The following is a 19,763-nucleotide window of genomic DNA, read 5'->3' as shown; positions in this document are numbered from 1 at the left end:
TCAGCATCGCGCGCGCCGGCGCCACTCGCGTCGGGACCCGCCACGTCGGCACCACTCGCGCCCCGGCGCCCGGGCCCCTCAGCGGGGCGGTGCGACCAGCCCCATCTCGTAGGCCATGATGACGAGTTGGACCCGGTCCCGGGCGCCGAGCTTGGTGAACAGTCGCGAGACGTGCGATTTGGCCGTGGCCGCCGAGATGAACAGCTCCTCGGCTATCTCGCCGTTCGAACGGCCCCGCCCCACCAGGGTCAGCACCTCCCGCTCGCGCTCGGTGATCCCCGTGACGGGCCGCGGCGCCCGCGCCTCGGCTGCCTCGGGCGCCGCCGGCCCGGGCGCCCGGACGAAGTCCGCGATGAGCCTGCGGGTGACGCCCGGCGCGATCAGGGCGTCACCCGCGGCGATCACCCGGATCGCGGCGAGGATCTCCTCCACGGCCATGTCCTTCACGGCGAATCCGCTCGCGCCGGCGCGCAGCGCTCCGTAGACGTGGTCGTCCTCGTCGAAGGTGGTCAGCACGAGCACCTTGACGGCCTCCGTCCCCGCCGTGATCAGCCCGGTGGCCTCGATGCCGTCCATGCCCGGCATCCGGATGTCCATCACCACCACGTCGGGGCGCAGTTCGGCGGCGAGGCGGACCCCGTCGGTGCCCGTACCGGCCTCACCGACGACCTCCAGGTCGGCGGTGTCGGCCATCAGCACCCGCAGACCGGACCTGACCAGCGGCTGGTCGTCCACGAGCAGGACGCGGATCGCCCGCGCGGGAGCAGCGGTCATCGGAGCCCGTCCAGGGCCGCCGCGGCGAGGGGCAGCGGCAGCGCCGCCTCGACCCGGAAGCCGCCCCCGGACCGGGGACCGGCACTGAAGCGGCCGTGCAGCAGGCTGACCCGCTCGCGCATGCCCGTGATGCCGAATCCCGTACTTCCGATGCCCTCGGGCGCGCCGCGCCCGTCGTCGACGACCTCCACGGTCAGCTCCTGTTCCCCGTAGCCGATGGTGACCCGGCAGTGTCCGGTGCCCGCATGGCGGACCACGTTGGTCAGCGCCTCCTGCACGATGCGGTACGCCGACAGGTCCACCTCGGGCGGCAGTTGACCGGGCTCCCCCTCCCACCGTACGTCGACCCGCACTCCGGCGTCGGCGGTGGTGGCCACCAGCCCGTCGAGGTCCGACAGTCCGGGGGCGGGTCCGAGGGGCGTCTGCTCCCGGGGGCCGTCCGGCTGGGCCCGGCGCAGCGCGACCAGCGTACGGCGAAGGCCGGACAGGGTCTCGCGGCTGGTGGCCTCGATGGCCTGGAGGGCGGCGCGGGCCTCCGCCGGCTGGGTGTCGATGACCCGGCTGCCGACACCGGCCTGGATGGCGATCACGCCGATGCTGTGGGCGATCATGTCGTGCAACTCGCGTGCGATGCGCAGCCGTTCGGCGGTCACGGCCTCGGCCACCTGCTGCGTGCGCAGTTCGGCCGTGTGCTCCCGGCGCTCGCGGAAGCGCAGGCCGGTCATGTAGACGGCGCCCAGGGACAGGAAGGCGATCAGGCTCGTGCTCATCAGGTCGTACGATCCGGCGGAGAACAGCCCGACCGCCGGGAGCTCCACGACGAGCACCATGACCAGAGCGATGACCGCGTCCCGCCGGGGGCGCGTGGCGACGATGAATCCGAGGACGAGGTCCGAGGCGAGGAAGACGAGGAACCGGCCCGGACTGTGGTCCCGGGCGGCTGCCGCGACGAGCGTGCCGCCGAGGAGGGTCAGGGTCAGTGCCGCCAGGGGCCGGTGCCGCAGCAGGGGGACGAGCGGGGTCACGGCCAGCAGCATCACGGCTCCGAGGAGCGGCCCGGCGGCGTACGGGACACCGCCGATCAGCAGGCCCACCACGAGGACGTAGAGGGCCGCGCCGCCCCAGGCCGTGCGGGCCGCACCGGGTCTCGGTGCCGAACTCCGTACGGCCTTCGTGTTCTTCGGGGTGTTTGGTGTCTCCGGGGTCTTCGTGCTCTTCAGTGGGTTGTCCATGGCGTGACCGTAGCCAGCCGTCCCCGGCCCGGTCATCGGCCCCCGGGCTTACACCCCCGGGCCGGTGCCGCCGGGCGTTTTCCGCCGGCGGTGCGATGTCCGCGGGCCGGGCGCCCCGGCAGGGCGGGCCGGGTGGCCGAGGTGCCGGCGGAGACGGGCCTGGCGCAGGAACCGCGGCGGCGCGTGGGTACGTGCTCCCCCGCCATGCCGCAGCGGCTGCGCGTCGCGGTGGCGCTGCTCGGGGATCCGCCCGTGCTGCTGCTGGACGAGCCGCTGGCCGGGCTGGACGCCGAGGGGGTGCGGTGGGCCCGCCGGCTGCTGCGCGCACTGGCCGCACAGGGCGTACGGTCGCGATCACCGGTGACCACGCGGCGGAGATGGCCGGGACGGCCGACCGGATCGTCGTCCTCGACCGGGGCCGGACGGTGCTCGCGCAGTCGGCGGCCGAGTTCACCGCCCGCAGCGCCGCGGCCCGGGTCGTCGTGGGCACTCCGCACCACGCCGAGCTCGCCGCCGTGCTGACGGACGGGGGTGCGACGGTGGTCCGGGCGGGCCTGTCGGGGCCGGGCCGGCTCGCCGTGACCGGTATGACGCCGGAAGGCGTCGGCGCCCTGGCCACCGAGCACGGGATCGTGATCCTCGAACTCGACACCCGCAGGCCCACGTTGGAGGAGGTGCTGGACGAACTGTGCGCCATTTCCCGGACCGTGTCGGCCGAGTCCGGCCCGGAGGGCGGGCGATAGCCTGGGCGTATGGAGGAACTGGGCGGGGTGGAGATCATCGGCTTCGCGGACGCCGAGGCGTTCGAGAGCTGGCTGGCCGAGCACCACACGCGCCACGAGGGCGTGTGGATCAAGCTGGCCAAGAAGAGGTCCGGGATCGCGTCGGTCACCGATGACGAGCTGGTCGACATCGGGCTGTGCTACGGCTGGATCTCCGGGCAGCGGCGCGCCCTCGACGAGCGGTACTACCTGCAGAAGTACGTGCCGCGCCGGCCCAAGAGCCTGTGGTCACAGGTGAACGTGGACAAGGTCGCGGAGCTGAGCGCCGCGGGGCGGATGCGTGAGCCCGGGCTCGCCGAGGTGCGCAGGGCGCAGGCGGACGGGCGGTGGACGCACGCCTACGAGTCGCAGCGGACGGCGGCGGTGCCACCGGACCTCGCGGCGGCCTTCGAGGCGGACCGGGCAGCCGCAGAGGCGTTCGAGGCACTCGACCGCACCGGGCGCTACCAGGTGATCCTGCCGTTGCTGCAGGCGCTCACGCCGGAGACCAGGCGGGCCCGGCTCGACCGCGCGGTGCGGCTGCTGGGGGGAGGCGGGGCTGCCGGGTGATCCGGCCGTGCTCCCGCGAGCGCAGGGGTGCGGGGGCGAAGTGGGCGGGTGGAATGCGTCAGGCCCGGCCTCCCCGCGGGAGACCAGGCCTGACGGAAGACGGAGTCGCAGGTCAGGAGCGCTGGTCGCGCGCCTTCTCGGCCTTCTCCGCCTTCTCGGCGTGCTTCTCCTTGATGCGGACCGTTTCCTTGCGGACCTCGGCCTGCGTGCCGCGCTCGCGCTGGAGCCACTCGGGGGCTTCCTGCTTCAGCGCTTCGATCTGCTCCGTGGTGAGGGGCTCGGTGACCCCGCCGCGGGCGAGGCCGGCGATGGACACGCCGAGCTTGGCCGCCACCACCGGTCGGGGGTGCGGACCGTTGGCGCGCAGCTCGTTCAGCCACTGGGGCGGATCGGCCTGGAGCGCACTCAATTCGCTGCGCGAGACGACACCCTCCTGGAACTCAGCGGGGGTGGCCTCGAGGTACACGCCCAGCTTCTTCGCCGCGGTCGCGGGCTTCATCGTCTGGGTGTTCTGGTGCGACGTCATGGTGTCAAGAGTATCGAGCGTGTGCGCTACCTCCGACCACGACCGGTAACCTTGCGGGGTGACAGGCTCGGAAGTACCCCATTCGTTCCGGCTCGCTTATGTCCCGGGGGTGACACCCAGCAAGTGGGTGCGTATCTGGAACGAGCGGCTGCCCGACGTCCCGCTGACCCTGGTCGCGGTGTCCCCGGTCGAGGCGTGCAGCGTGCTGCGGGCGGGCGGCGCGGACGCCGGGTTCGTGCGGCTGCCGGTCGACCGTGACGACCTCAGCGCGATCCCCCTCTACACCGAGACCACGGTGGTCGTGGTCCCCAAGGATCACCTCGTGGCCGCCGCGGAAGAGGTGTCCACCGAGGATCTCGCCGACGAGATCGTGTTCCACCCGCTCGACGACACCCTGGAGTGGGAGCAGCTGCCGGGCAAGCCCGCGATCGAGCGCCCCGAGACGACGGCGGACGCGATCGAGCTGGTGGCCGCCGGGGTGGGCGTCCTCGTCGTCCCGCAGTCGCTGGCCCGCCTGCACCACCGCAAGGACCTGACCTACCGGCCGGTGTCCGACGCGCCCGCCTCGCGGGTCGCGCTGTCGTGGCCGCAGGAGGAGACCACCGATCTGGTGGAGGAGTTCATCGGGATCGTCCGCGGCCGGACCGTGAACAGCACGCGGGGGCGCGCACCGACCCCGCCGCAGCCCAAGGCGAAGCGCAAGCGCCCGGAAACGGGTGCGGGTGGCGGCGGTGGCGGCGCGCAGCGGAAGCCGGGGGCCGGGAAGTCCTCGTCCGGGAAGCCGGCGGGCAAGAACCCCCGCGGGGCCTCCGGCGGTCCCAAGGGCGGAAAGGGCGCGAAGGGCGGAAAGGGCGGCAGGCCCGGCCGTCGCCCGTAGGACCGGCCGTCGCCCGTAGGACCGGCAGGGCCGCCCGCGACGGCCGGGCTTCGGGGATCCCGCTCACCTCGCGGTGTATGCAGGAGGGATGGATCTCCGGCCGCCGTCGCACCCTCGTCACCACCGGTCCCGCAAGGTGAGCCACGCGCAGCTGGCGGTCCCGTTCGCGCTGATCGCCGTCGTGACCCTGATCGACGTGCTCGCTCCGCCCGAGGTGCACCTCGGACCCTTCCTGGCCGCCGCACCGGCGGTGACCGCGTCGTTCGCGGGGCCCCGGATGACGGCCTTCGTCGGTCTGGTCGCCGTACTGGCCCAGGTGGTGGTCGCGACGGCGCGCACCAGCCTGACCGATCTGAACCACACCTTCCAGATCATCGCGCTCGTGATGATCTCGGTGTTCGTTACCTTCTTCGCCCACCTGCGCGAGGTGCACGAGAAGGAGCTGACCCAGCTGCGCTCGGTGGCGGAGACCGCCCAGGAGGTGGTCCTGCGGCCGCTGCCCGACCGGATCGGCCCGCTGGGTGTCGCCTCCGTGTACCTGGCCGCCGCGGCCGAGGCCCAGATCGGCGGTGACCTGTACGCCGCCGCCCGGACGGCCACCGGCACGCGGCTGATCATCGGCGATGTCCGGGGCAAGGGGCTGGAGGCGGTCGGGGACGCCGCGCTGGTACTGGGCGCCTTCCGGGCCTCCGCCCACCAGGAGGCCGGGCTGCCGGGCCTGGTGGACTACCTGGAGGCGGCGGTCTCCGCGGACCTGGACGGCGCCGGGGACGAGGGCGAGAGCTTCGTGACCGCGGCCGTCCTGGAGATCCCCGACGCCGAGCCGGTGCTGCACCTCGTCAGCTGCGGCCATCCGCCGCCGCTGCTCGTGCTGCGCGACGGCGGCGCCGAGCAGCTGGAGGTGGACCGGCCCGCGCCGCCGCTGGGGCTCGCCGGGCTCGTGGCGTCGGCGGTCACCGCGCAGACCTTCGCCTTCGCCGAGGGTGACGTCCTGCTCCTGTACACGGACGGTGTCCTGGAGGCACGCGACCGGACGGGTACCTTCTACCCGCTGGCGCGGCGCGTGACCGCCTGGTCGGGACTGCGCCCCCAGGCACTGCTGGACCGGCTGTGCGAGGACCTGCTCGAGCACGCGGCCGGCAACACCCTGGACGACGACGCGGCGATGGTCGCGATCGAGCGGCCCGCGGCACCGTAGGCCGGTCCCGGTTTGCCAGAATCGGATCATGCTGACCCTCGGAACGATCGTTATGGGAGCCGCGGACGTGCGGCGGGCCGCGGAATTCTGGAGCCGGGCGCTGGGGTACGTACCCCGTGACGGCCAGGTGGACGACGGCTGGACGGTCCTGGTCCCGGCCGACGGCGGCGGGCCGGGCCTGGCGCTCGGCCGCAGCGTCACGCCCGTACAGGAACGGCCGCGCGTCCACCTCGACCTGTACGCGGCGGACGCGGCGGAGCAGGCGGCGGAGGTGGAGCGGCTGGTCTCGCTGGGTGCCCGGCACGTCGACTGGGATTCCTACCCGGAGGACCCGGATTTCGTGGTGCTGGCCGACCCCGAGGGCAACCGCTTCTGCGTCATCGACGCCACGCACGGCTGAGGCCGTCGGCGAGAACGGGCCGCGCGTCCGCGGCTTCCCCGGTCGGTCCATACCGCGGCCTCCTGCATGGATCCGCGCAGGTCAAGCGGGTGTTGGGCGGCCCGGTTCGGCTCGGGGGGAGCCAAACCGGGAGCCACGCCGCTCCAGTGCGGTGACCGAGAGGGTTCACCGGGCTGGTGAAGCGTCTTGTGCTTATGGCTGATGAGTGACGCCGCTACCGGAAGCGGGAGACGAAGCGGCGCTGCCAGGGTGTCTCGACGGCGCGCGGAGCGTAGTGCTCCCGGACGTAGGCGACGGCCTCACGGCGGGGTACCCCGTCCAGCACGGCAAGGCATGCCAGTGCGGTGCCGGTCCGTCCGTGTCCGCCGGCGCAGGCGATCTCGACGCGTTCGGTCTCGGCGCGTGTCCATGTCTCGCGCAGCGCGTCGGCGGTGGTGGCGCGGTCGGACGGCAGCCAGAAGTCGGGCCAGCGGAGCCAGCGGCTTTCCCAGGCGACCGGCGGTGGCCTGCGGCCCAGCAGGTAGAGCGCGAAGGTGGGCTGCGGGCCGTGCGGGAGTGGCCGGCTCAGTCCCCGGCCGCGGACGAGCCGGCCTGAGGGAAGTCGCAGCACGCCCGCCATCGTGGGTTCCCATGTGGCGGTCACGGTGCGAGCGTAGCCCCCGTGCGCGCGACGGGGTCTGCGCGCCGGTTACCGGAGCGCCTCGTGGAGCACGCACTTGGAGGCCGGCTGGATCGACAACGCCTACTTCGAGGTCTGCAAGATCGGCGCCAGCAGCGGCGTGATCGCGAGCTGCGAGGCCTCGGGCGTGATGAACAACCCGTTCGACGACTCCTCCATGTAGGACGCACGACGAGGGGGTGTCACCCGTACGCGGGTGACACCCCCTTTCGCCTGTCTCCGACCGTCGGCCCGGGGCCGGTCAGTCCGTCTCGAAGGAGACGATCAGGCAGCCCTTCGCCTTCCCGTGGGACGCGCGCACTCCCCCAGGGATGCTGCCGAGTCTCTGCGCCGCGCCGGCTCGGAGGACGTAGACCTCAGCGCGGAGCTCCTTCCTGATGCCCCTCTTTTCCCTGCCTTAAGCGGAACCTAAGACTCATCAGGGCCGCACCGAAACGAACGAATGTCCGTTTCGGTGCGGCTAGCGTGCTGCCGATCCCCAACTCCCCAGTAACACAGAGGCAGGCACGCGATGGGCAGCACAGTCGGGCACCGGCGCAGGACGGGCCGTACGGCGAAGGTCACGGGCGCGATCGTGGCGGCGGCGGTGATCGGTGGGGCGGCCTTAGCCTTCACCGGGACCGCGCAGGCGACCTCCGTCGGAGCCGTCTACACCAAGTCCAGTTCCTGGAACGGCGGTTACACCGGCCAGTACGTCATCACCAACGGCACCGGCACGGCGCAGTCCGACTGGACTCTCCAGTTCGACCTGCCGGCGGGCACGAAGATCGACTCGCTCTGGAACGGCACCCACACGGTCTCCGGTCGCCGGGTGACCGTGAAGCCCGCGAGCTGGAACGGGCAGCTGGCGGCCGGGGCCTCCGTCACCGTCGGCTTCGTCGCGAGCGGAACCGGCACCCTGGGCAACCCCACCGGGTGCCTGATCAACGGGGTGAAGTGCTCGGTGGACCAGGGCGCCACGGCCCAGCCCAGCGGGCGCCCCACCGCCCAGCCCACCGTCACGGCGAGCCCGGCCCCGACCGCGTCCGCCACATCCGCCGCGCCCACCGGGACCAAGTCGCCCTCCCCCACGGCGACCGCCCCCACCGGCACTCCCGCCCCCGGGGGCGGCGGCGCGCGCTTCGCCCCGTACGTCGACACCTCCCTGTACCCCGCCTACGACCTGCTCGACACCGCGACGAAGACCGGGGTGAAGGAGTTCCACCTCGCCTTCATCACCTCCGGCGGCGGCTGCGCACCGCTGTGGGGCGGCGTCACGGACCTCGCGAACGACAAGGTCGCCGCTCAGATCGGTGCGCTGCGCGCCAAGGGCGGCGACGTACGGGTGTCGTTCGGCGGGGCCGCCGGTCACGAACTGGCGCTGAACTGCGCCACCGTGGACGAGCTGGCCGCCGCGTACGGCAAGGTCGTCGACCAGTACCGGCTCACCAAGGTCGACTTCGACATCGAGGGCGCGGCCCTGCCGGACACGGCGGCCAACGCGCGCCGTGCGCAGGCCATCGCCCGGCTGCAGAAGTCCCACCCGGGCCTGGACGTGGCCTTCACGCTGCCCGTGATGCCCGAGGGCCTGACCCAGCCGGGTGTGGCGCTGCTGGCCGACGCCAAGAAGAACGGTGTGCGGGTCGACGCCGTCAACGTCATGGCGATGGACTACGGTCCCGCGTACAGCGGGGACATGGGGCAGTACGCGATCCAGGCCGCGACGGCAACGCAGGCGCAGGTCAAGGGGGTGCTCGGGCTGTCCGACGCGGCGGCGTGGAAGGCCGTGGCCGTCACGCCGATGATCGGCGTGAACGATGTCGCGAGCGAGATCTTCACGGTGGAGGACGCGACCCAGCTCGTGGAGTTCGCCGCGTCGAAGGGGATCGGCCGACTGGCCATGTGGTCCTCCACGCGGGACAAGCAGTGCGCGGCCGGGGCCGTCAACCATGCCGACGCGACGTGCAGTTCGATCCTCCAGCAGCCGCTGGCCTTCACCAAGGCGTTCTCCGCGCTCAAGTAGCCGAACAGGGAACGGACGACGGGCCTGCCGCACATGACGTGCGGCGGGCCCGTCGGCCGTGGCCCCGTTCGGCCGTGACCCCGTGGCCCTACGCGTGGATGCCCGCGCGGGTGGCGAGGTCGAGGGCCGCGTCGAGGCGTGGGGCCGGGCGGCCTTCGGTGTGGCCCGCCGCCAGCAGCGCCGCCACGGCGTCCGCGCCGGCCTTGCGTTCCCGCGCCAGGGCCGTGAACCGGGCGACGGCCTCGGTCAGGCTCCGCTGCAGTGCGTGCGGGGCGTCGAACGAGGACACGGTGAGTCCGAGGAACTCCTCCTCGTCCGAGCCCACCCAGGCCGCGGCCCCCTCCAGTCCGTCCTCCCGCACCTCGTCGGGGTACGGGATGCGGTGCCACGCGCCGTTCTCCCACCAGTAGACGAAGCCGAAGAGATTGCCGGCGGCGTCGTCGCGCAGGAGGTCCCAGGGCAGCCAGTCGGGGCCGCCCGCGAGGAAGTCGATCTGCTCTCCGCCGACATGGGTGTGGCTGCCGTCGGGGTCCTGGCCGCAGAACACCGCGTGCCCGCCGTCCAGCAGGGTCAGGCGCCACCAGCCGTCCGCGCCGGTCGAGTGGCACCACAGGCCGTCGTCGTCGAGGGCGAACTCGGTGCTCGTCGAGCACGCGGCGTCGACGATGGCCATGGTCACCGCTCTGGACCAGAGCAGTTCGGGGTGTTCGAGGTCTTCGGGCCGGCTCGGCGTGTGCATCGTGTTGTCTCCTCCCGGGTGCCGGGAAAGCCTCGCACGCGGGCCCGGGTCGGGCGAAATGCCGGTGGCCGGACGGGTACGGCGGCCGGGTACGGCCCCACCGGGCGGGGAAGGCCGTTCAGGCCGTGTGGCGCCCGCGCGGCCCGGGGCGCGGCAGACACCCCGTGACCCCGCCGCTCACGCGCTGCCCGCATGCTGAGAAGATCCCGGCCCCATCAAGCCCGCCCCCGTGCGGATCCCGCCATTGTGGCCGCCGGGCCAACTCCCGTACCGGAATGGCGGGTTACGGTCCGGCCATGTCTTCGAACACACGAACCCTCCCTGCTCCGCACAGCCGCCGAGCCCTGCTGCGCACCGCCGTCGCGGGCACGGCGGCGGCCGCCGGAGCGGGTCTGACCCTCGGCGCGGCCTTTCCCGCCTTCGCCGCCTCGTGGGATCCGGAGAGCGCCGAGCCCGTGACCACCCCCGCGCAGGCCCTGCGCCGGCTGGCGGCCGGCAACCAGCGGTGGCGGGCCCAGGACCAGGAGCACCCGCACGAGTCCGCGGCCGTGCGCCGTCGGCTCGTCCAGGGCCAGCAGCCCTTCGCGATCGTGCTGGGCTGCGTCGATTCGCGCGTTCCGCCCGAGCTGGTCTTCGACCAGGGGCTGGGTGACCTGCTGACCGTACGGTCGGCGGGCGAAGTGCTGGACGAGGCGGTTCTGGGGAGCATCGCGTACGGGGTTCTGGAGCTGCGCATACCGCTCGTGCTGGTCCTGGCCCATCAGTCGTGCGGAGCGGTCGCCGCGGCGGTCCACGCCGACGAGTCGGGCGAGCCGCTCCCCGCTCATATCCAGTACCTGGCCGATCAGATACGGCCTTCCATCGATCACAGCCAGCACGGCCAGGCCCGCGTCGACGCGACGATCAACGCGCACGTGCGCAACGTCCGCAGACGGCTCGCGGCCGAGCCCGACCTCGCCGGGAAGGTGGCGGCGGGCGAACTGGCCGTGCTCGCCGCCCGCTACGAGCTGCGTGACCAGCACGTACGCACCCTGGCCTGACGGCGGTGCCGCGTGCGGGCCCACCCCGGTCGAGCCTCCGGCCGGGATGGGCCGCGGTTCACGACATTCAGGCGTTGATGCAGACGTTGCCGCCGGCCGGGTTGAGCGCGCCGATCACGTTGACGCTGTTGCCGCACAGGTTGACCGGAACGTGGATCGGGATCTGGATCAGGTTGCCCGAAAGCACACCGGGCGAGCCGGCCGCGATGCCCTCCGCGGTGGCGTCCGCCGATGCCGAGGACGCACCGCCGATGACCGCCAGCCCGAGCACCAGGGCAAGACCCGCACTCTTCAGAACACGCGACACGTGACATCTCCTTGTAACCGCACAGCGGTGCCGGAGCACCGCACGGCCCCGAGCGGGGCCGTCGCCCTTTCCTTCGGCAGCTGACGGCCTCCTGGCCTGCTTCCGGCCGCCCGGTTCCCTCGAATAGGTGGCCCCGCGCCTCCGTTCGGAGGTACGGGAGCGCCGTCGGGCTCTGGTGACCCGGCCCGTTTGCCGGACCACCCGGCCGGCTCCCCGGTCCTGTGCCGCTTCCCCGCCCGAGATTCCCCAGTCGACGGGACAAGTTCCCCTATCGATCGGGAACCGCGGAAATCTAGCCTCGCTACTGCCTGTCCGCGAGTCGGATCTCTGTGATCGAGGGGGAAGTGTGGCTGATCGGGAGGTTGCTGTTCCGGCGACCGGTGCGGGTCCGGCGAATCTGGCCCTGGCGGCCGCCGTCGAGGAACCGGGATCGGCCGAACTGGCGGACGGCACGCTGCTGCTGGAACGGAGCCCTGACATCACATGGCAGCGCTACCTGCTGATGCCCTGGGCCCGCAGCCGGGTCTCCTTCCTCAAGGACCTCGTCACCCCGCGCAATCCGAGCAGCCGCTCCGGCTTCCTGAACTGCCTCCATGCGCAGGGCCGGCTGGACGCGTTCGTGAACCGGGGGACCTTCCGCCCCTTCCGGCGGGAGTTCTCCGACTGCCTCCCATGGGTCGCCGCCTCCCACGACATCCTCACCGGCCTCCTCGCCCCCCGCGCCACCACCGGAACCGGGAGCGCCCGATGAAGCGGACGTTGGTGATCGCCCCCGGCCCGACCGCGAACGGCGATCTGCACCTGGGCCACCTGGCCGGCCCGTTCCTCGCCGCGGACGTCTGTGCGAGGTACGCGCGTTCCGCCGGCCAGGACGTGCTGTTCGGCACGGGCGTGCACTTCACGCAGAACTACATCGTGACCACCGCCCGAAGGCTGGGCGTGCCGCCCGAGGAGCTGCGCGTACGTTCGGCCGCGCAGGTCGAGGAGACCCTGGCGGCCGTCGGTATCGAGCCGGACGGCTTCGTCCGGTTCGGCGACCGGTACGTGAAGACGGTCCGGCACTTCTTCGAGCGCCTGCACAGCATGGGCAAGCTCCGGCTGCGGGCCGTGAAGTTCCCGTACGCGCCGCACACCGGCGAGTACCTCACGGACGCCTACGTGCGCGGCGGCTGCCCGGTGTGCCTCGCCGAGGGCTGCGCCGGGCTGTGCGAGAACTGCGGGCACTGGATCGCCTCCGCCGACCTCATCGCACCGCGCTCGACCCTGGACCCGGACGGTCCGGTCGAACTGCGGGAGCAGCAGGTCCTGGTGCTTCCCCTGGAGGACCATCGCGAGGCGCTCGTGGAGTACTTCGCCGGGCGCGGCGCGACGATGCGGCCGCGGCTGGCCCAGATGATCGAGGAGATCCTGTCCCGGCCGCTCCCGGACTATCCCGTCACCCTGCCGATCTCCTGGGGCATCCCCGCACCGTTCCCGGAGGTCGCCGGTCAGGTGATCTACGCGGATGCCGAGACCATCGCCTGGAGCATGCACTGCACGGCGCTCGCGGCCGAGCGGCGCGGGGCGGTGCTCGCCGCCGACGACGAGCTGTGGTTCTCCGACGCCGGCACGCAGGTGGCGTACTTCTTCGGCTCCGACGCCGGTTTCGCCTTCGCGGTGGCCGGCGCCGCGATGCTGCTGGCGCTGGGCGGCTACACGCTGCCCGAGCACTTCGTCACGAACGAGTTCTACGAGCTGGACCACGACAAGTTCTCCACCAGCCGGGGTCATGTCGTGACGGGGCGGGAGCTGGCCGCCGAGGTGCCGAGGGACCTCGTGCGGTTCTATCTCGCGGCGACCGGGCCGGACTTCCAGCGCACCAACTTCAACCGCGCGGCCCTGGAGCACGTGACCGGCACCCGGCTCGTGCAGCCCTGGAACCGGGTGGTGGACAAGGTCGCCGCGTGGGCGGACCGGGGACCGCTGCCGGTGTCCCGGCGGTCCAGGGCTGCGGCGGGGCTCATGCTGGAGCGGTTCGCCGCAGCCTACGACGTGCGCCGGTTCAGCCTGACCTCGGTGGCCTTCACCCTGTCCGAGCAGCTGGCGCGGCTCGACCGGTGGGAGGTGGGTCCCGGCGACGCGGGCGACTTCTGCCACGAGGTGGAGGTGTTCCTGCGCTGCGCGGCGCCGGTCCTGATCGACCTGGCCGGGGAGGCCCTGCCGGAGCGGACGATCCCCGCCCGGCCGGACACCACACAGGTCACGCCCGTACGGTTGCCACGGCTGGCGGAGACGCGGCCGTGAGCGCGGCGGCCGCCTCCCGGCAGGTGATCGTCGTGGGAGCGGGCGTCACCGGGTTGCTGACCGCGGTGGAGTGCGCTCTCGCGGGCCACCGCGTGACCGTGCTGGACAGGGGCCCGATCCCGAACCCGGCGTCGAGCTCCTGGGACCAGCACCGGGCCATCCGGACCCTCGACGCGGACGACGCGCAGGCCACCGGGCACATGGTCGCCGCCCACCGGCGGTGGCTGGAGCTGGAGGCCCTGCTGGGCGCCGGTTTCTACCGGCGCGTGGGGGTGGTCACCGCCTGGCCCCGGGAGCGCCTTGCCTCGGTGACCGCGGCGGCCGCCACCGCGGGTGTGCCCGTACGGACGGTCGATCCGCGGTGCCTGCCGCATCTGCGGTTTCCCGCCGGTTCGGCGGCCGTGCTGGAGGCCGACGGCGGCGTCCTGCTGGCGGACCGGGTGCTGCGGGCCGCGGTCCGGTGGCTCACCGGGCATCCGGCGGTGACCGTGCGGCCGTACAGCCCGGCCGTGTGGATCGACGTGGACGGCGTGCACGTCCTGCTGACCGACGGCGAGAAGCTCGGCGCCGACCTGGTGCTGGTCGCGGCCGGGCCGTGGACCCGGGATCTGGTCGGGCATCCGGTCGTACTGCACCGCCAGACCATGGTCTACCTGCGGCCGCCCGCGGACGCGGCGCGGTGGTGGGGGACGGCGCCCGCCGCGGGCGGCATCGGCGCGGACGGACGGGCCTGGGTGATGCCGCCGGGCGGCGGCGCCCTCCTGAAGATCAGCTCGGACGCCGTGTCCCGGGAAGTGGACGGCACCGCGGGTGCCGCGGAGGAGGACCAGGCGCCCTGGGTGGCCCGGCTGGCCGGGGCGGCACCGCTGTCCGGCCTGGAGCGCTACACCGTGGCGGCGGTCAGGGAGTGCCACTACGCGAGCGCCGCGGACACGGGCGGCGCCGTTCTCGCCCGCGTGGGTCCCGCCGTGTGGTCGCGGGCGGCCTGCGGCGGCTCCGGATTCAGTCAGGCTCCGCTCGTCGCGGGGCGGATCGTCGATGCCTTGATGAAGGGAGCGGCATGAAGAAGGAGGAGACTCCGATCGGTGTGTTCGAGGCGCTGAAGGCGACCCCGGCCCCGGTGCGTTATCTGCTCGGCGGTGTGCTGATCAACCAGCTCGGCGCGTTCGTCCAGACGTTCCTCGTGCTGTACCTGACCTTCCGCGGAATGCCGGTCGCCGCCGCGGGTCTGGCTCTCGTCGCCTACAGCGTGGGGTCGATCTTCGGCACCATGCTGGGCGGTGAGTTCACGCAGCGGTTCGGTCCGCGGGCCACGATCGTCGCGGCCATGGCGGGCTCCGCCCCGCTGGTGGCGGCGATCTCGTGGCTGAGCGGGCCGGGCAGGCTGTGGCCGCTGCTCGTCGTCGTGGGGCTCGCGGGCCTGTTCACCCAGGCCTACCGGCCGGCGGCCGCCGTGATGCTGAGCGACCTGATGCCGGACCGGTACCAGGTCATGGCGTTCTCGATGATGCGGATCGCCCTGAACATCGGTGCGGCCCTGGCGCCGCTGATCGCCGCCGGCCTCATCCTGGTCGACTGGGACCTGCTGTTCTGGATCGACGGCGGTACCGCGCTGGTCTACTCGCTGCTGGCCTTCGCCCTGCTGCCGGGGAAGACCGTGCGGGAGGAGCCCGACGCCGGGTCCGCGTCCGCGTCCGAGGGCGCGTCCGGGGGCGCGTCCGAGGGCGCGTCCGAGGGCGCGTCCGGGGGCGCGTCCGAGGGCGCGTCCGGGGACGGGAGCAAGCCCTCCGACGAGGCGACGGCAGGGGCGACGGTGGCGGCCGAAGTCCCGGCCGACGGCGGCGGGCCGGCCGGGCGCAGCTCCTCGGGCTACGCCGCGATGCTGCGCGACCGTAAGTACCTCTTCTACCTGGCCGCCGTGCTGCTCGGCTCGCTCACGTACGCCCAGGGTCATATCGCGCTGCCACTGGAACTCGCCGCCGACCACTACCCGACCAGCTTCTACAGCACGGTGCTCACGGTGTCGTCCGTCGTGCTCATCACGTGCGAGCTCAAGATCACCGCGTACCTCAGCAGACTGCCGAAGCACGTCCGCGTCATCACCGGCCACCTGGTGGAGGCCCTCGGCCTCGCCGTCTACGGACTGTCCTCCCGGTCCGGGGCGTTCACGATCGCGGGCGTCGTCCTGGTCGTGGCGGGGATCATGATCGCCGCCCCGAGCATGTTCGCCCACCCGGCGACCTTCCCCCAGGCGGTGAAGGCCCGCTACATCGGCACGATGCAGGCGGTGGGCGGCGCGGCCGGGGCCCTCGCGCCGCTGTTCGGCGTGTACGCCTGGACCGCGCTCGGCAGCGGCTTCTGGCTGCTGTGCGGTGTGGTCACCGCGATCGCCGGACTGCTCGCCCTGGCGGGTGTGAGACAGCCGCCCGAACCGGCTCCCGCCGGCGGCCCGGAGGCGGACACCGCCGGGAAGACGGAAGCGGTCGGGGGTGCCGCATGACGGGGAGGCGGCCCGGAGCGGGCCGGCCGGTCCTGGTGGTCGGTTTCGTGGGCGTCACGCTCGCCGCGATCGGGGCGTTCCAGCCGGACGGCTCGGTGATCTACGTCGAGGAGCCGGACGTCGTCCGCAAGCGGCGGGTGCACGAGCAGATCGACGGGGTGGCCTTCGTCCGCGGCCTCATCGAGTGGGAGTACCACCTTTCGGGGAAGGCGGACGAGTTCTTCAACGCCCATCCGGGCCTCGACCCCGCCGCGGTCGTCCCGGCCGTCGAGTACGCCACGCCGTTCGCCGCCCGGCTCGCGGAACGCTACGGTCTGCCGGGCGCCGGTCTCGGCGCCGCGCAGATCCTCCGGGACAAGGCGCTGCTGCGGCGGGTGAGTGCGGCCGCCGGCATCGCGAACCCGGTGAGTGTGCCCGTACGGGGTCCGGCCGACGTGCTGGCCTTCCTGCGGGGCCGGTCGGGGCGGCCCGTCGTCCTCAAGCCGGCGAACCGTCAGGCGTCGGTGGGCACCCAGGTGATCCATGATGCGTCGGAGGTCGGACAGGCGTGGGAGAACTGCCTCGTCCAGGACGAGGGCGTCTTCGTGCCCGACCGGCCCATGGCGCTGTCCATGCTGGCCGAACAGTACGTCGAGGGGCCCGAGTTCAGCGTCGAGATGCTGGTACGGGACGGCGCCGCGCTGTTCGTCAACGTCACGGGGAAGCAGTTGTTCCCGGGGCCCCACCCGGTGGAGCTGGCCCACACCGTGCCGGCGGACATCCCGGAGGACCTCGCGCGGCTGCTCGGTGCGCGGACCGAGCGCCTGGTGGAGGCCGTCGGCTTCCGTGACGGGATCGTCCACGGCGAGTGGATCGTCTCGGAGGGTGTTCCGTACCTGGTGGAGTGCGCGGGCCGGCTGCCCGGCGGGGGCATTGTCGACACCATCCAACTTGCCTACCCGGTCGAGCTGTTGCGCAGTTACTACGCGGTACTGAAGGGCGAGGAGCTGCCGGGCGAACTGCCCCGGCGCGCGAAGGGCGGCGCGGCCGTGCGGTTCATCACGGCCGCGCCGGGCCGGGTGGCCGCCGTGCACGGCGTCGAGGCCGCCCGGCAGGCGGACGGCGTGTTCCTGGCCGCGGTCACCGTGGGGCCGGGTCAACCGGTCGGCGAGGTGCGCCACTCCTGGCACCGGGCGGGCATCGTCATGGCCACCGCAGACAGCTCGGCCGAGGCGCTCCGGCGGGCCGAGGCGGCCGCCGGCATGGTCCGAATCGACATCGAGGGGGAAGAGTGAGCGAGCGGGAAGTCGGTGTTCTGGCGATCGGTGCGGGTCCGGCGAATCTGGCCCTGGCGGCAGCCATCGAGGAATCGGGATCGGACGCCTTGGCGGACGGCACGCTGCTGCTGGAGCAGGGGCCTGACATCAAATGGCAGCGCGACCTGCTGATGCCCTGGGCCCGCAGTCAGGTGTCCTTCCTCAAGGACCTCGTCACGCTGCGCAATCCGACCAGCAGGTTCTCCTTCCTGAACTTCCTCCATGCACAGGGGCGGCTGGACGAGTTCGTGAACCTGGGGACCTTCCACCCCTTCCGGTGGGAGTTCTCCGACTACCTCCAGTGGGTCGCCGCCTCCCTGGAACGGGTCCGGATCCGCTACGACGCCCGCGCCGCCCAAGTCGACCCCGTGCACGGCACGGACGGCTCGCTCACCGGCTGGACCGTACGGCTGACCGACGGCGACACGATCCGCTGCCGCGACCTGGTCATCGGCGGCGGCCGCGACCCCCGCGTCCCCGAGGTGTTCGCCGGTCTCCCCGGGGACCGGCTGATCCACAGTGCCCAGTACCGGACCAGGATCACGCAGATACCGAAGGACCAGCCCGTCCGGGTCGTGGTCGTCGGCGGGGCGCAGAGCGCCGCGGAGATGTTCTTCGCGCTGCACGAGAACCTGCCGGCCAGTCGGATCACCATGGTGGTGCGTTCGATCGGGCTGCAGAACTACCAGTCCAGCAAGTTCGTCAACGAGCTGTTCTTCCCGTCCTTCGTGGACGAGTTCTACGACGCCCCGGCCGAGGTCCGTGCGCAGCTCCTGGACGAGATGCGGTTCACGAACTACGCGGGGCTCGCGCCGCCGTTCCTCGACGAGCTCTACACGATGCTCTACCGGCAGAAGACGGTGGGGCCGCAGCGCTCCGAGGTGCGTGCGATGACCGAGGTCGCGGGTGCGCGGACCGAGGGCGGGGAGGTGGTGCTCGATCTGCGGGACCGGTTGAGCGGCAAGATCGAGCCGCTGCGCTGCGACCTGGTGGTGCTGGGGACCGGCTTCGACCCGCGCAAGCCCGCGCTCGTACGGGAGCTGGCCGCGCGGGTGGGCCTGGACGAGGTCACCGTCGGCCGGAACTACAGGGTCGACCTCGGCGCGTCCGCCTGGGGCGCCGTCTACCTCCAGGGCGTCAACGAGGAGACCCACGGCATCGCCGACTCCCTCATCAGCGTCCTCGCCCACCGCTCCCACGACATCCTCACCGACCTCCTCGCCCGCCGCGCCGCCACCGGAACCGGGAGCGCCCGATGAGCGCCGGCCGGGGCACGCTGCTGGTCATCGGCAGCGGCCTGAAGGTGTACCGGGAGTACCTGATCGCGCCGATCCGCCGCCGCGCCCGGGCGGCGGGTCTGGACATGGTGCTGCTCAACAATCTGAGGCCCACGTGGCAGCGTGACTACTTCGACGAGATCATCGTCGCCAACGTCTTCGACTCCGAGGCGATGGGGGCGGCGGCCCGGGAAGTGGCTTCCCGGCGCCGGATCGCCGGCCTGATGTGCTGGGACGAGCCGCTTGTCCTGGACGCCGGACTGCTCGCCGCCGAGTTCGGCGTGCCGGGTCTGTCCGTACCGGGCGTGCGCGGCTGCCGCGACAAGCGGCGCACCCGGGCCGAACTCACCGCGGCGGGCCTCTACCAGCCGGGCTTCGAGCTGACCACCACGGTCGAGCAGGCCAGGGCGGCGGCCGACCGGATCGGCTATCCGGTCGTGATCAAGCCCCGGGCGATGGGGGCGAGCATCGGGGTCGTGTTCGCGGCCGGCGCGGCCGAGGTGGAAGCGGCGTTCCGGATCGCCCTGGCCGCGAGCGAGGTCGATCCGGGGCCCTACCGCGCGAGCGCCATGGTCGAGGGGTACGCGCCCGGCCCGGAGATCAGCGTCGACGGCGCCGTCCACAAGGGCGAGTACCTGCCGATGTTCCTGGCCCGTAAGCACAGCAGCGACCAGCCGTACTTCGAGGAGGTGGGGCACCTGGTCGACGCGGGCGACCCGCTGATGGCGGACCAGGAGCTGATGAGCACCCTGGCCCGGGCCCACCGGGCGCTCGGCATCGAGGACGGCATCACCCACAGCGAGCTGCGCCTGACCGGACGCGGGCCTCTCGTCATCGAGATCAACGGCCGCCTCGGCGGGGACCTGATCCCCTTCCTCGGCAGGACCGCGACCGGTATCGAGCCCGGTGACGTGCTGTTCGACGTGGCCACCGGGCAGCGCCCCGACACCCGGCCCACCCGCCGGGCGGTGGCCGGTATCCGGTTCGGCTACCCGGAGCGGGACTGTCTCCTGCGTTCGGTGCGCGTACCGGCCGAGGCACCCGGCCTGGTCACGGCCGCACCGATGGCCGAACCGGGCACCACCCTGCGGCTGCCGCCGGGCGGCTACCTGGCACGCCACTCCTTCGTGGTGTGCGAGGCCGACGACACCCGGACCTGCCTCGACCGGCTGGACACGGCCGAAGCACTGGTCGAGCTGGACGCCGTACCGATCGGCCCGCCGGATCCCGGCGCTCCGTTCGAGATGCCGGCCGGACTGCTCGACGTGGACGCATGACCACCACCGCGGAGACGGACCGGCCC

Annotated in this window: 21 protein-coding genes; 15 read left to right on the top strand and 6 right to left on the bottom strand. The window is 72.8% G+C overall.

Annotated elements, in window-relative coordinates:
* Positions 1–78: 78 nt before the first annotated feature.
* Both ACFY04_RS13645 and ACFY04_RS13640 read right to left on the bottom strand, forming a co-directional pair.
* Positions 79–774 (bottom strand): response regulator, encoded by a 696-nt coding sequence (locus tag ACFY04_RS13645; protein WP_389116457.1) that lies wholly within the window; start codon positions 772–774, stop codon positions 79–81.
* Positions 771–2,006, bottom strand: a complete 1,236-nt coding sequence (locus ACFY04_RS13640) for a sensor histidine kinase (RefSeq protein ID WP_389116456.1) — start codon at positions 2,004–2,006, stop codon at positions 771–773. Before ACFY04_RS13640 ends, ACFY04_RS13645 begins: the two co-directional genes overlap by 4 nt.
* 377 nt (positions 2,007–2,383) lie before the next feature.
* Between ACFY04_RS13640 and ACFY04_RS13635 the strand changes: the two genes are divergently transcribed.
* Positions 2,384–2,749, top strand: coding sequence for a hypothetical protein (locus ACFY04_RS13635; protein ID WP_389116455.1), 366 nt, complete (start codon positions 2,384–2,386; stop codon positions 2,747–2,749).
* A 9-nt stretch (positions 2,750–2,758) separates the two neighbouring features.
* Entirely contained in the window at positions 2,759–3,337 is a 579-nt protein-coding gene (locus ACFY04_RS13630) for a YdeI family protein (protein WP_389116454.1), read from the top strand.
* Positions 3,338–3,449: 112 nt separating this feature from the next.
* On the opposite strand, the gene ACFY04_RS13625 is transcribed toward ACFY04_RS13630, so the two are convergent.
* Complete coding sequence (locus ACFY04_RS13625; RefSeq protein ID WP_389116452.1) at positions 3,450–3,863, bottom strand: DUF5997 family protein; 414 nt, start codon at positions 3,861–3,863, stop codon at positions 3,450–3,452.
* Positions 3,864–3,921: 58 nt separating this feature from the next.
* Between ACFY04_RS13625 and ACFY04_RS13620 the strand changes: the two genes are divergently transcribed.
* The 3 genes from ACFY04_RS13620 (at position 3,922) to ACFY04_RS13610 (ending at position 6,338) form a co-directional block, all read left to right on the top strand.
* A complete protein-coding gene (locus ACFY04_RS13620) occupies positions 3,922–4,740 on the top strand; it encodes a LysR substrate-binding domain-containing protein (protein WP_389116450.1) in 819 nt (272 codons plus the stop codon).
* An 88-nt stretch (positions 4,741–4,828) separates the two neighbouring features.
* The gene (locus ACFY04_RS13615) at positions 4,829–5,938 is read left to right on the top strand and encodes a PP2C family protein-serine/threonine phosphatase (RefSeq protein ID WP_389116449.1); all 1,110 of its coding nucleotides are present in this window, start codon (positions 4,829–4,831) and stop codon (positions 5,936–5,938) included.
* Positions 5,939–5,966: 28 nt separating this feature from the next.
* Positions 5,967–6,338, top strand: a complete 372-nt coding sequence (locus ACFY04_RS13610; RefSeq protein WP_389116446.1) for a VOC family protein — start codon at positions 5,967–5,969, stop codon at positions 6,336–6,338.
* 214 nt (positions 6,339–6,552) lie between these two features.
* Here the strand turns inward: ACFY04_RS13610 and ACFY04_RS13605 are convergent, their stop codons facing one another.
* Positions 6,553–6,981 carry a protein-tyrosine phosphatase family protein gene (locus ACFY04_RS13605; RefSeq protein WP_389116444.1) on the bottom strand — a complete coding sequence of 143 codons (429 nt, stop codon included), beginning with the start codon at positions 6,979–6,981 and terminating at the stop codon, positions 6,553–6,555.
* A gap of 73 nt (positions 6,982–7,054) precedes the next feature.
* Here ACFY04_RS13605 and ACFY04_RS13600 point away from each other — a divergent pair, with 73 nt between their 5' ends.
* Positions 7,055–7,180: a hypothetical protein gene (locus ACFY04_RS13600; protein WP_389116442.1), complete on the top strand. Its 126-nt coding sequence runs from the start codon at positions 7,055–7,057 to the stop codon at positions 7,178–7,180.
* Positions 7,181–7,528: 348 nt separating this feature from the next.
* Positions 7,529–9,019: a cellulose binding domain-containing protein gene (locus ACFY04_RS13595; protein ID WP_389116439.1), complete on the top strand. Its 1,491-nt coding sequence runs from the start codon at positions 7,529–7,531 to the stop codon at positions 9,017–9,019.
* Positions 9,020–9,107: 88 nt separating this feature from the next.
* Here ACFY04_RS13595 and ACFY04_RS13590 read toward each other — a convergent pair whose 3' ends face one another.
* On the bottom strand, positions 9,108–9,758 hold the full coding sequence (locus ACFY04_RS13590; RefSeq protein WP_389116438.1) for a hypothetical protein: 651 nt from the start codon (positions 9,756–9,758) through the stop codon (positions 9,108–9,110).
* A gap of 296 nt (positions 9,759–10,054) precedes the next feature.
* Between ACFY04_RS13590 and ACFY04_RS13585 the strand changes: the two genes are divergently transcribed.
* Positions 10,055–10,798, top strand: a complete 744-nt coding sequence (locus ACFY04_RS13585) for a carbonic anhydrase (protein WP_389116436.1) — start codon at positions 10,055–10,057, stop codon at positions 10,796–10,798.
* 67 nt (positions 10,799–10,865) lie between these two features.
* Here ACFY04_RS13585 and ACFY04_RS13580 read toward each other — a convergent pair whose 3' ends face one another.
* Positions 10,866–11,105 carry a chaplin gene (locus ACFY04_RS13580; RefSeq protein WP_389116435.1) on the bottom strand — a complete coding sequence of 80 codons (240 nt, stop codon included), beginning with the start codon at positions 11,103–11,105 and terminating at the stop codon, positions 10,866–10,868.
* Positions 11,106–11,451: 346 nt separating this feature from the next.
* Between ACFY04_RS13580 and ACFY04_RS13575 the strand changes: the two genes are divergently transcribed.
* The 7 genes from ACFY04_RS13575 to ACFY04_RS13545 are packed head-to-tail and all read left to right on the top strand — an operon-like array spanning position 11,452 to position 19,737.
* Positions 11,452–11,856, top strand: coding sequence for a SidA/IucD/PvdA family monooxygenase (locus ACFY04_RS13575; RefSeq protein WP_389116433.1), 405 nt, complete (start codon positions 11,452–11,454; stop codon positions 11,854–11,856).
* Positions 11,853–13,388 (top strand): class I tRNA ligase family protein, encoded by a 1,536-nt coding sequence (locus tag ACFY04_RS13570; protein ID WP_389116431.1) that lies wholly within the window; start codon positions 11,853–11,855, stop codon positions 13,386–13,388. The genes ACFY04_RS13575 and ACFY04_RS13570 overlap by 4 nt, the downstream gene beginning before the upstream one ends.
* Positions 13,385–14,452 carry an NAD(P)/FAD-dependent oxidoreductase gene (locus ACFY04_RS13565; RefSeq protein ID WP_389116430.1) on the top strand — a complete coding sequence of 356 codons (1,068 nt, stop codon included), beginning with the start codon at positions 13,385–13,387 and terminating at the stop codon, positions 14,450–14,452. The genes ACFY04_RS13570 and ACFY04_RS13565 overlap by 4 nt, the downstream gene beginning before the upstream one ends.
* Positions 14,449–15,888, top strand: a complete 1,440-nt coding sequence (locus tag ACFY04_RS13560; RefSeq protein WP_389116428.1) for an MFS transporter — start codon at positions 14,449–14,451, stop codon at positions 15,886–15,888. The genes ACFY04_RS13565 and ACFY04_RS13560 overlap by 4 nt, the downstream gene beginning before the upstream one ends.
* On the top strand, positions 15,885–17,162 hold the full coding sequence (locus tag ACFY04_RS13555) for an ATP-grasp domain-containing protein (RefSeq protein ID WP_389116426.1): 1,278 nt from the start codon (positions 15,885–15,887) through the stop codon (positions 17,160–17,162). The genes ACFY04_RS13560 and ACFY04_RS13555 overlap by 4 nt, the downstream gene beginning before the upstream one ends.
* Entirely contained in the window at positions 17,159–18,442 is a 1,284-nt protein-coding gene (locus ACFY04_RS13550) for a lysine N(6)-hydroxylase/L-ornithine N(5)-oxygenase family protein (protein ID WP_389116424.1), read from the top strand. Before ACFY04_RS13555 ends, ACFY04_RS13550 begins: the two co-directional genes overlap by 4 nt.
* The gene (locus ACFY04_RS13545; RefSeq protein WP_389116423.1) at positions 18,439–19,737 is read left to right on the top strand and encodes an ATP-grasp domain-containing protein; all 1,299 of its coding nucleotides are present in this window, start codon (positions 18,439–18,441) and stop codon (positions 19,735–19,737) included. Before ACFY04_RS13550 ends, ACFY04_RS13545 begins: the two co-directional genes overlap by 4 nt.
* The last annotated feature ends 26 nt before the right edge of the window (positions 19,738–19,763 follow it).

Origin of the sequence: Streptomyces sp. NPDC001549 (assembly GCF_042894025.1) — a bacterium.
Classification (GTDB): domain Bacteria; phylum Actinomycetota; class Actinomycetes; order Streptomycetales; family Streptomycetaceae; genus Streptomyces; species Streptomyces kutzneri.
This window is presented reverse-complemented; position numbering and strand designations above follow the sequence as displayed.

Bases quoted from the DNA above. Each gene is read 5' to 3' on its own strand.
- ACFY04_RS13645 (WP_389116457.1), bottom strand. From the start codon at position 774: ATGACCGCTGCTCCCGCGCGGGCGATCCGCGTCCTGCTCGTGGACGAC.
- ACFY04_RS13640 (WP_389116456.1), bottom strand. From the start codon at position 2,006: ATGGACAACCCACTGAAGAGCACGAAGACCCCGGAGACACCAAACACC.
- ACFY04_RS13635 (WP_389116455.1), top strand. From the start codon at position 2,384: ATGGCCGGGACGGCCGACCGGATCGTCGTCCTCGACCGGGGCCGGACG.
- ACFY04_RS13630 (WP_389116454.1), top strand. From the start codon at position 2,759: ATGGAGGAACTGGGCGGGGTGGAGATCATCGGCTTCGCGGACGCCGAG.
- ACFY04_RS13625 (WP_389116452.1), bottom strand. From the start codon at position 3,863: ATGACGTCGCACCAGAACACCCAGACGATGAAGCCCGCGACCGCGGCG.
- ACFY04_RS13615 (WP_389116449.1), top strand. From the start codon at position 4,829: ATGGATCTCCGGCCGCCGTCGCACCCTCGTCACCACCGGTCCCGCAAG.
- ACFY04_RS13610 (WP_389116446.1), top strand. From the start codon at position 5,967: ATGCTGACCCTCGGAACGATCGTTATGGGAGCCGCGGACGTGCGGCGG.
- ACFY04_RS13595 (WP_389116439.1), top strand. From the start codon at position 7,529: ATGGGCAGCACAGTCGGGCACCGGCGCAGGACGGGCCGTACGGCGAAG.
- ACFY04_RS13590 (WP_389116438.1), bottom strand. From the start codon at position 9,758: ATGCACACGCCGAGCCGGCCCGAAGACCTCGAACACCCCGAACTGCTC.
- ACFY04_RS13585 (WP_389116436.1), top strand. From the start codon at position 10,055: ATGTCTTCGAACACACGAACCCTCCCTGCTCCGCACAGCCGCCGAGCC.
- ACFY04_RS13570 (WP_389116431.1), top strand. From the start codon at position 11,853: ATGAAGCGGACGTTGGTGATCGCCCCCGGCCCGACCGCGAACGGCGAT.
- ACFY04_RS13560 (WP_389116428.1), top strand. From the start codon at position 14,449: ATGAAGAAGGAGGAGACTCCGATCGGTGTGTTCGAGGCGCTGAAGGCG.
- ACFY04_RS13555 (WP_389116426.1), top strand. From the start codon at position 15,885: ATGACGGGGAGGCGGCCCGGAGCGGGCCGGCCGGTCCTGGTGGTCGGT.
- ACFY04_RS13545 (WP_389116423.1), top strand. From the start codon at position 18,439: ATGAGCGCCGGCCGGGGCACGCTGCTGGTCATCGGCAGCGGCCTGAAG.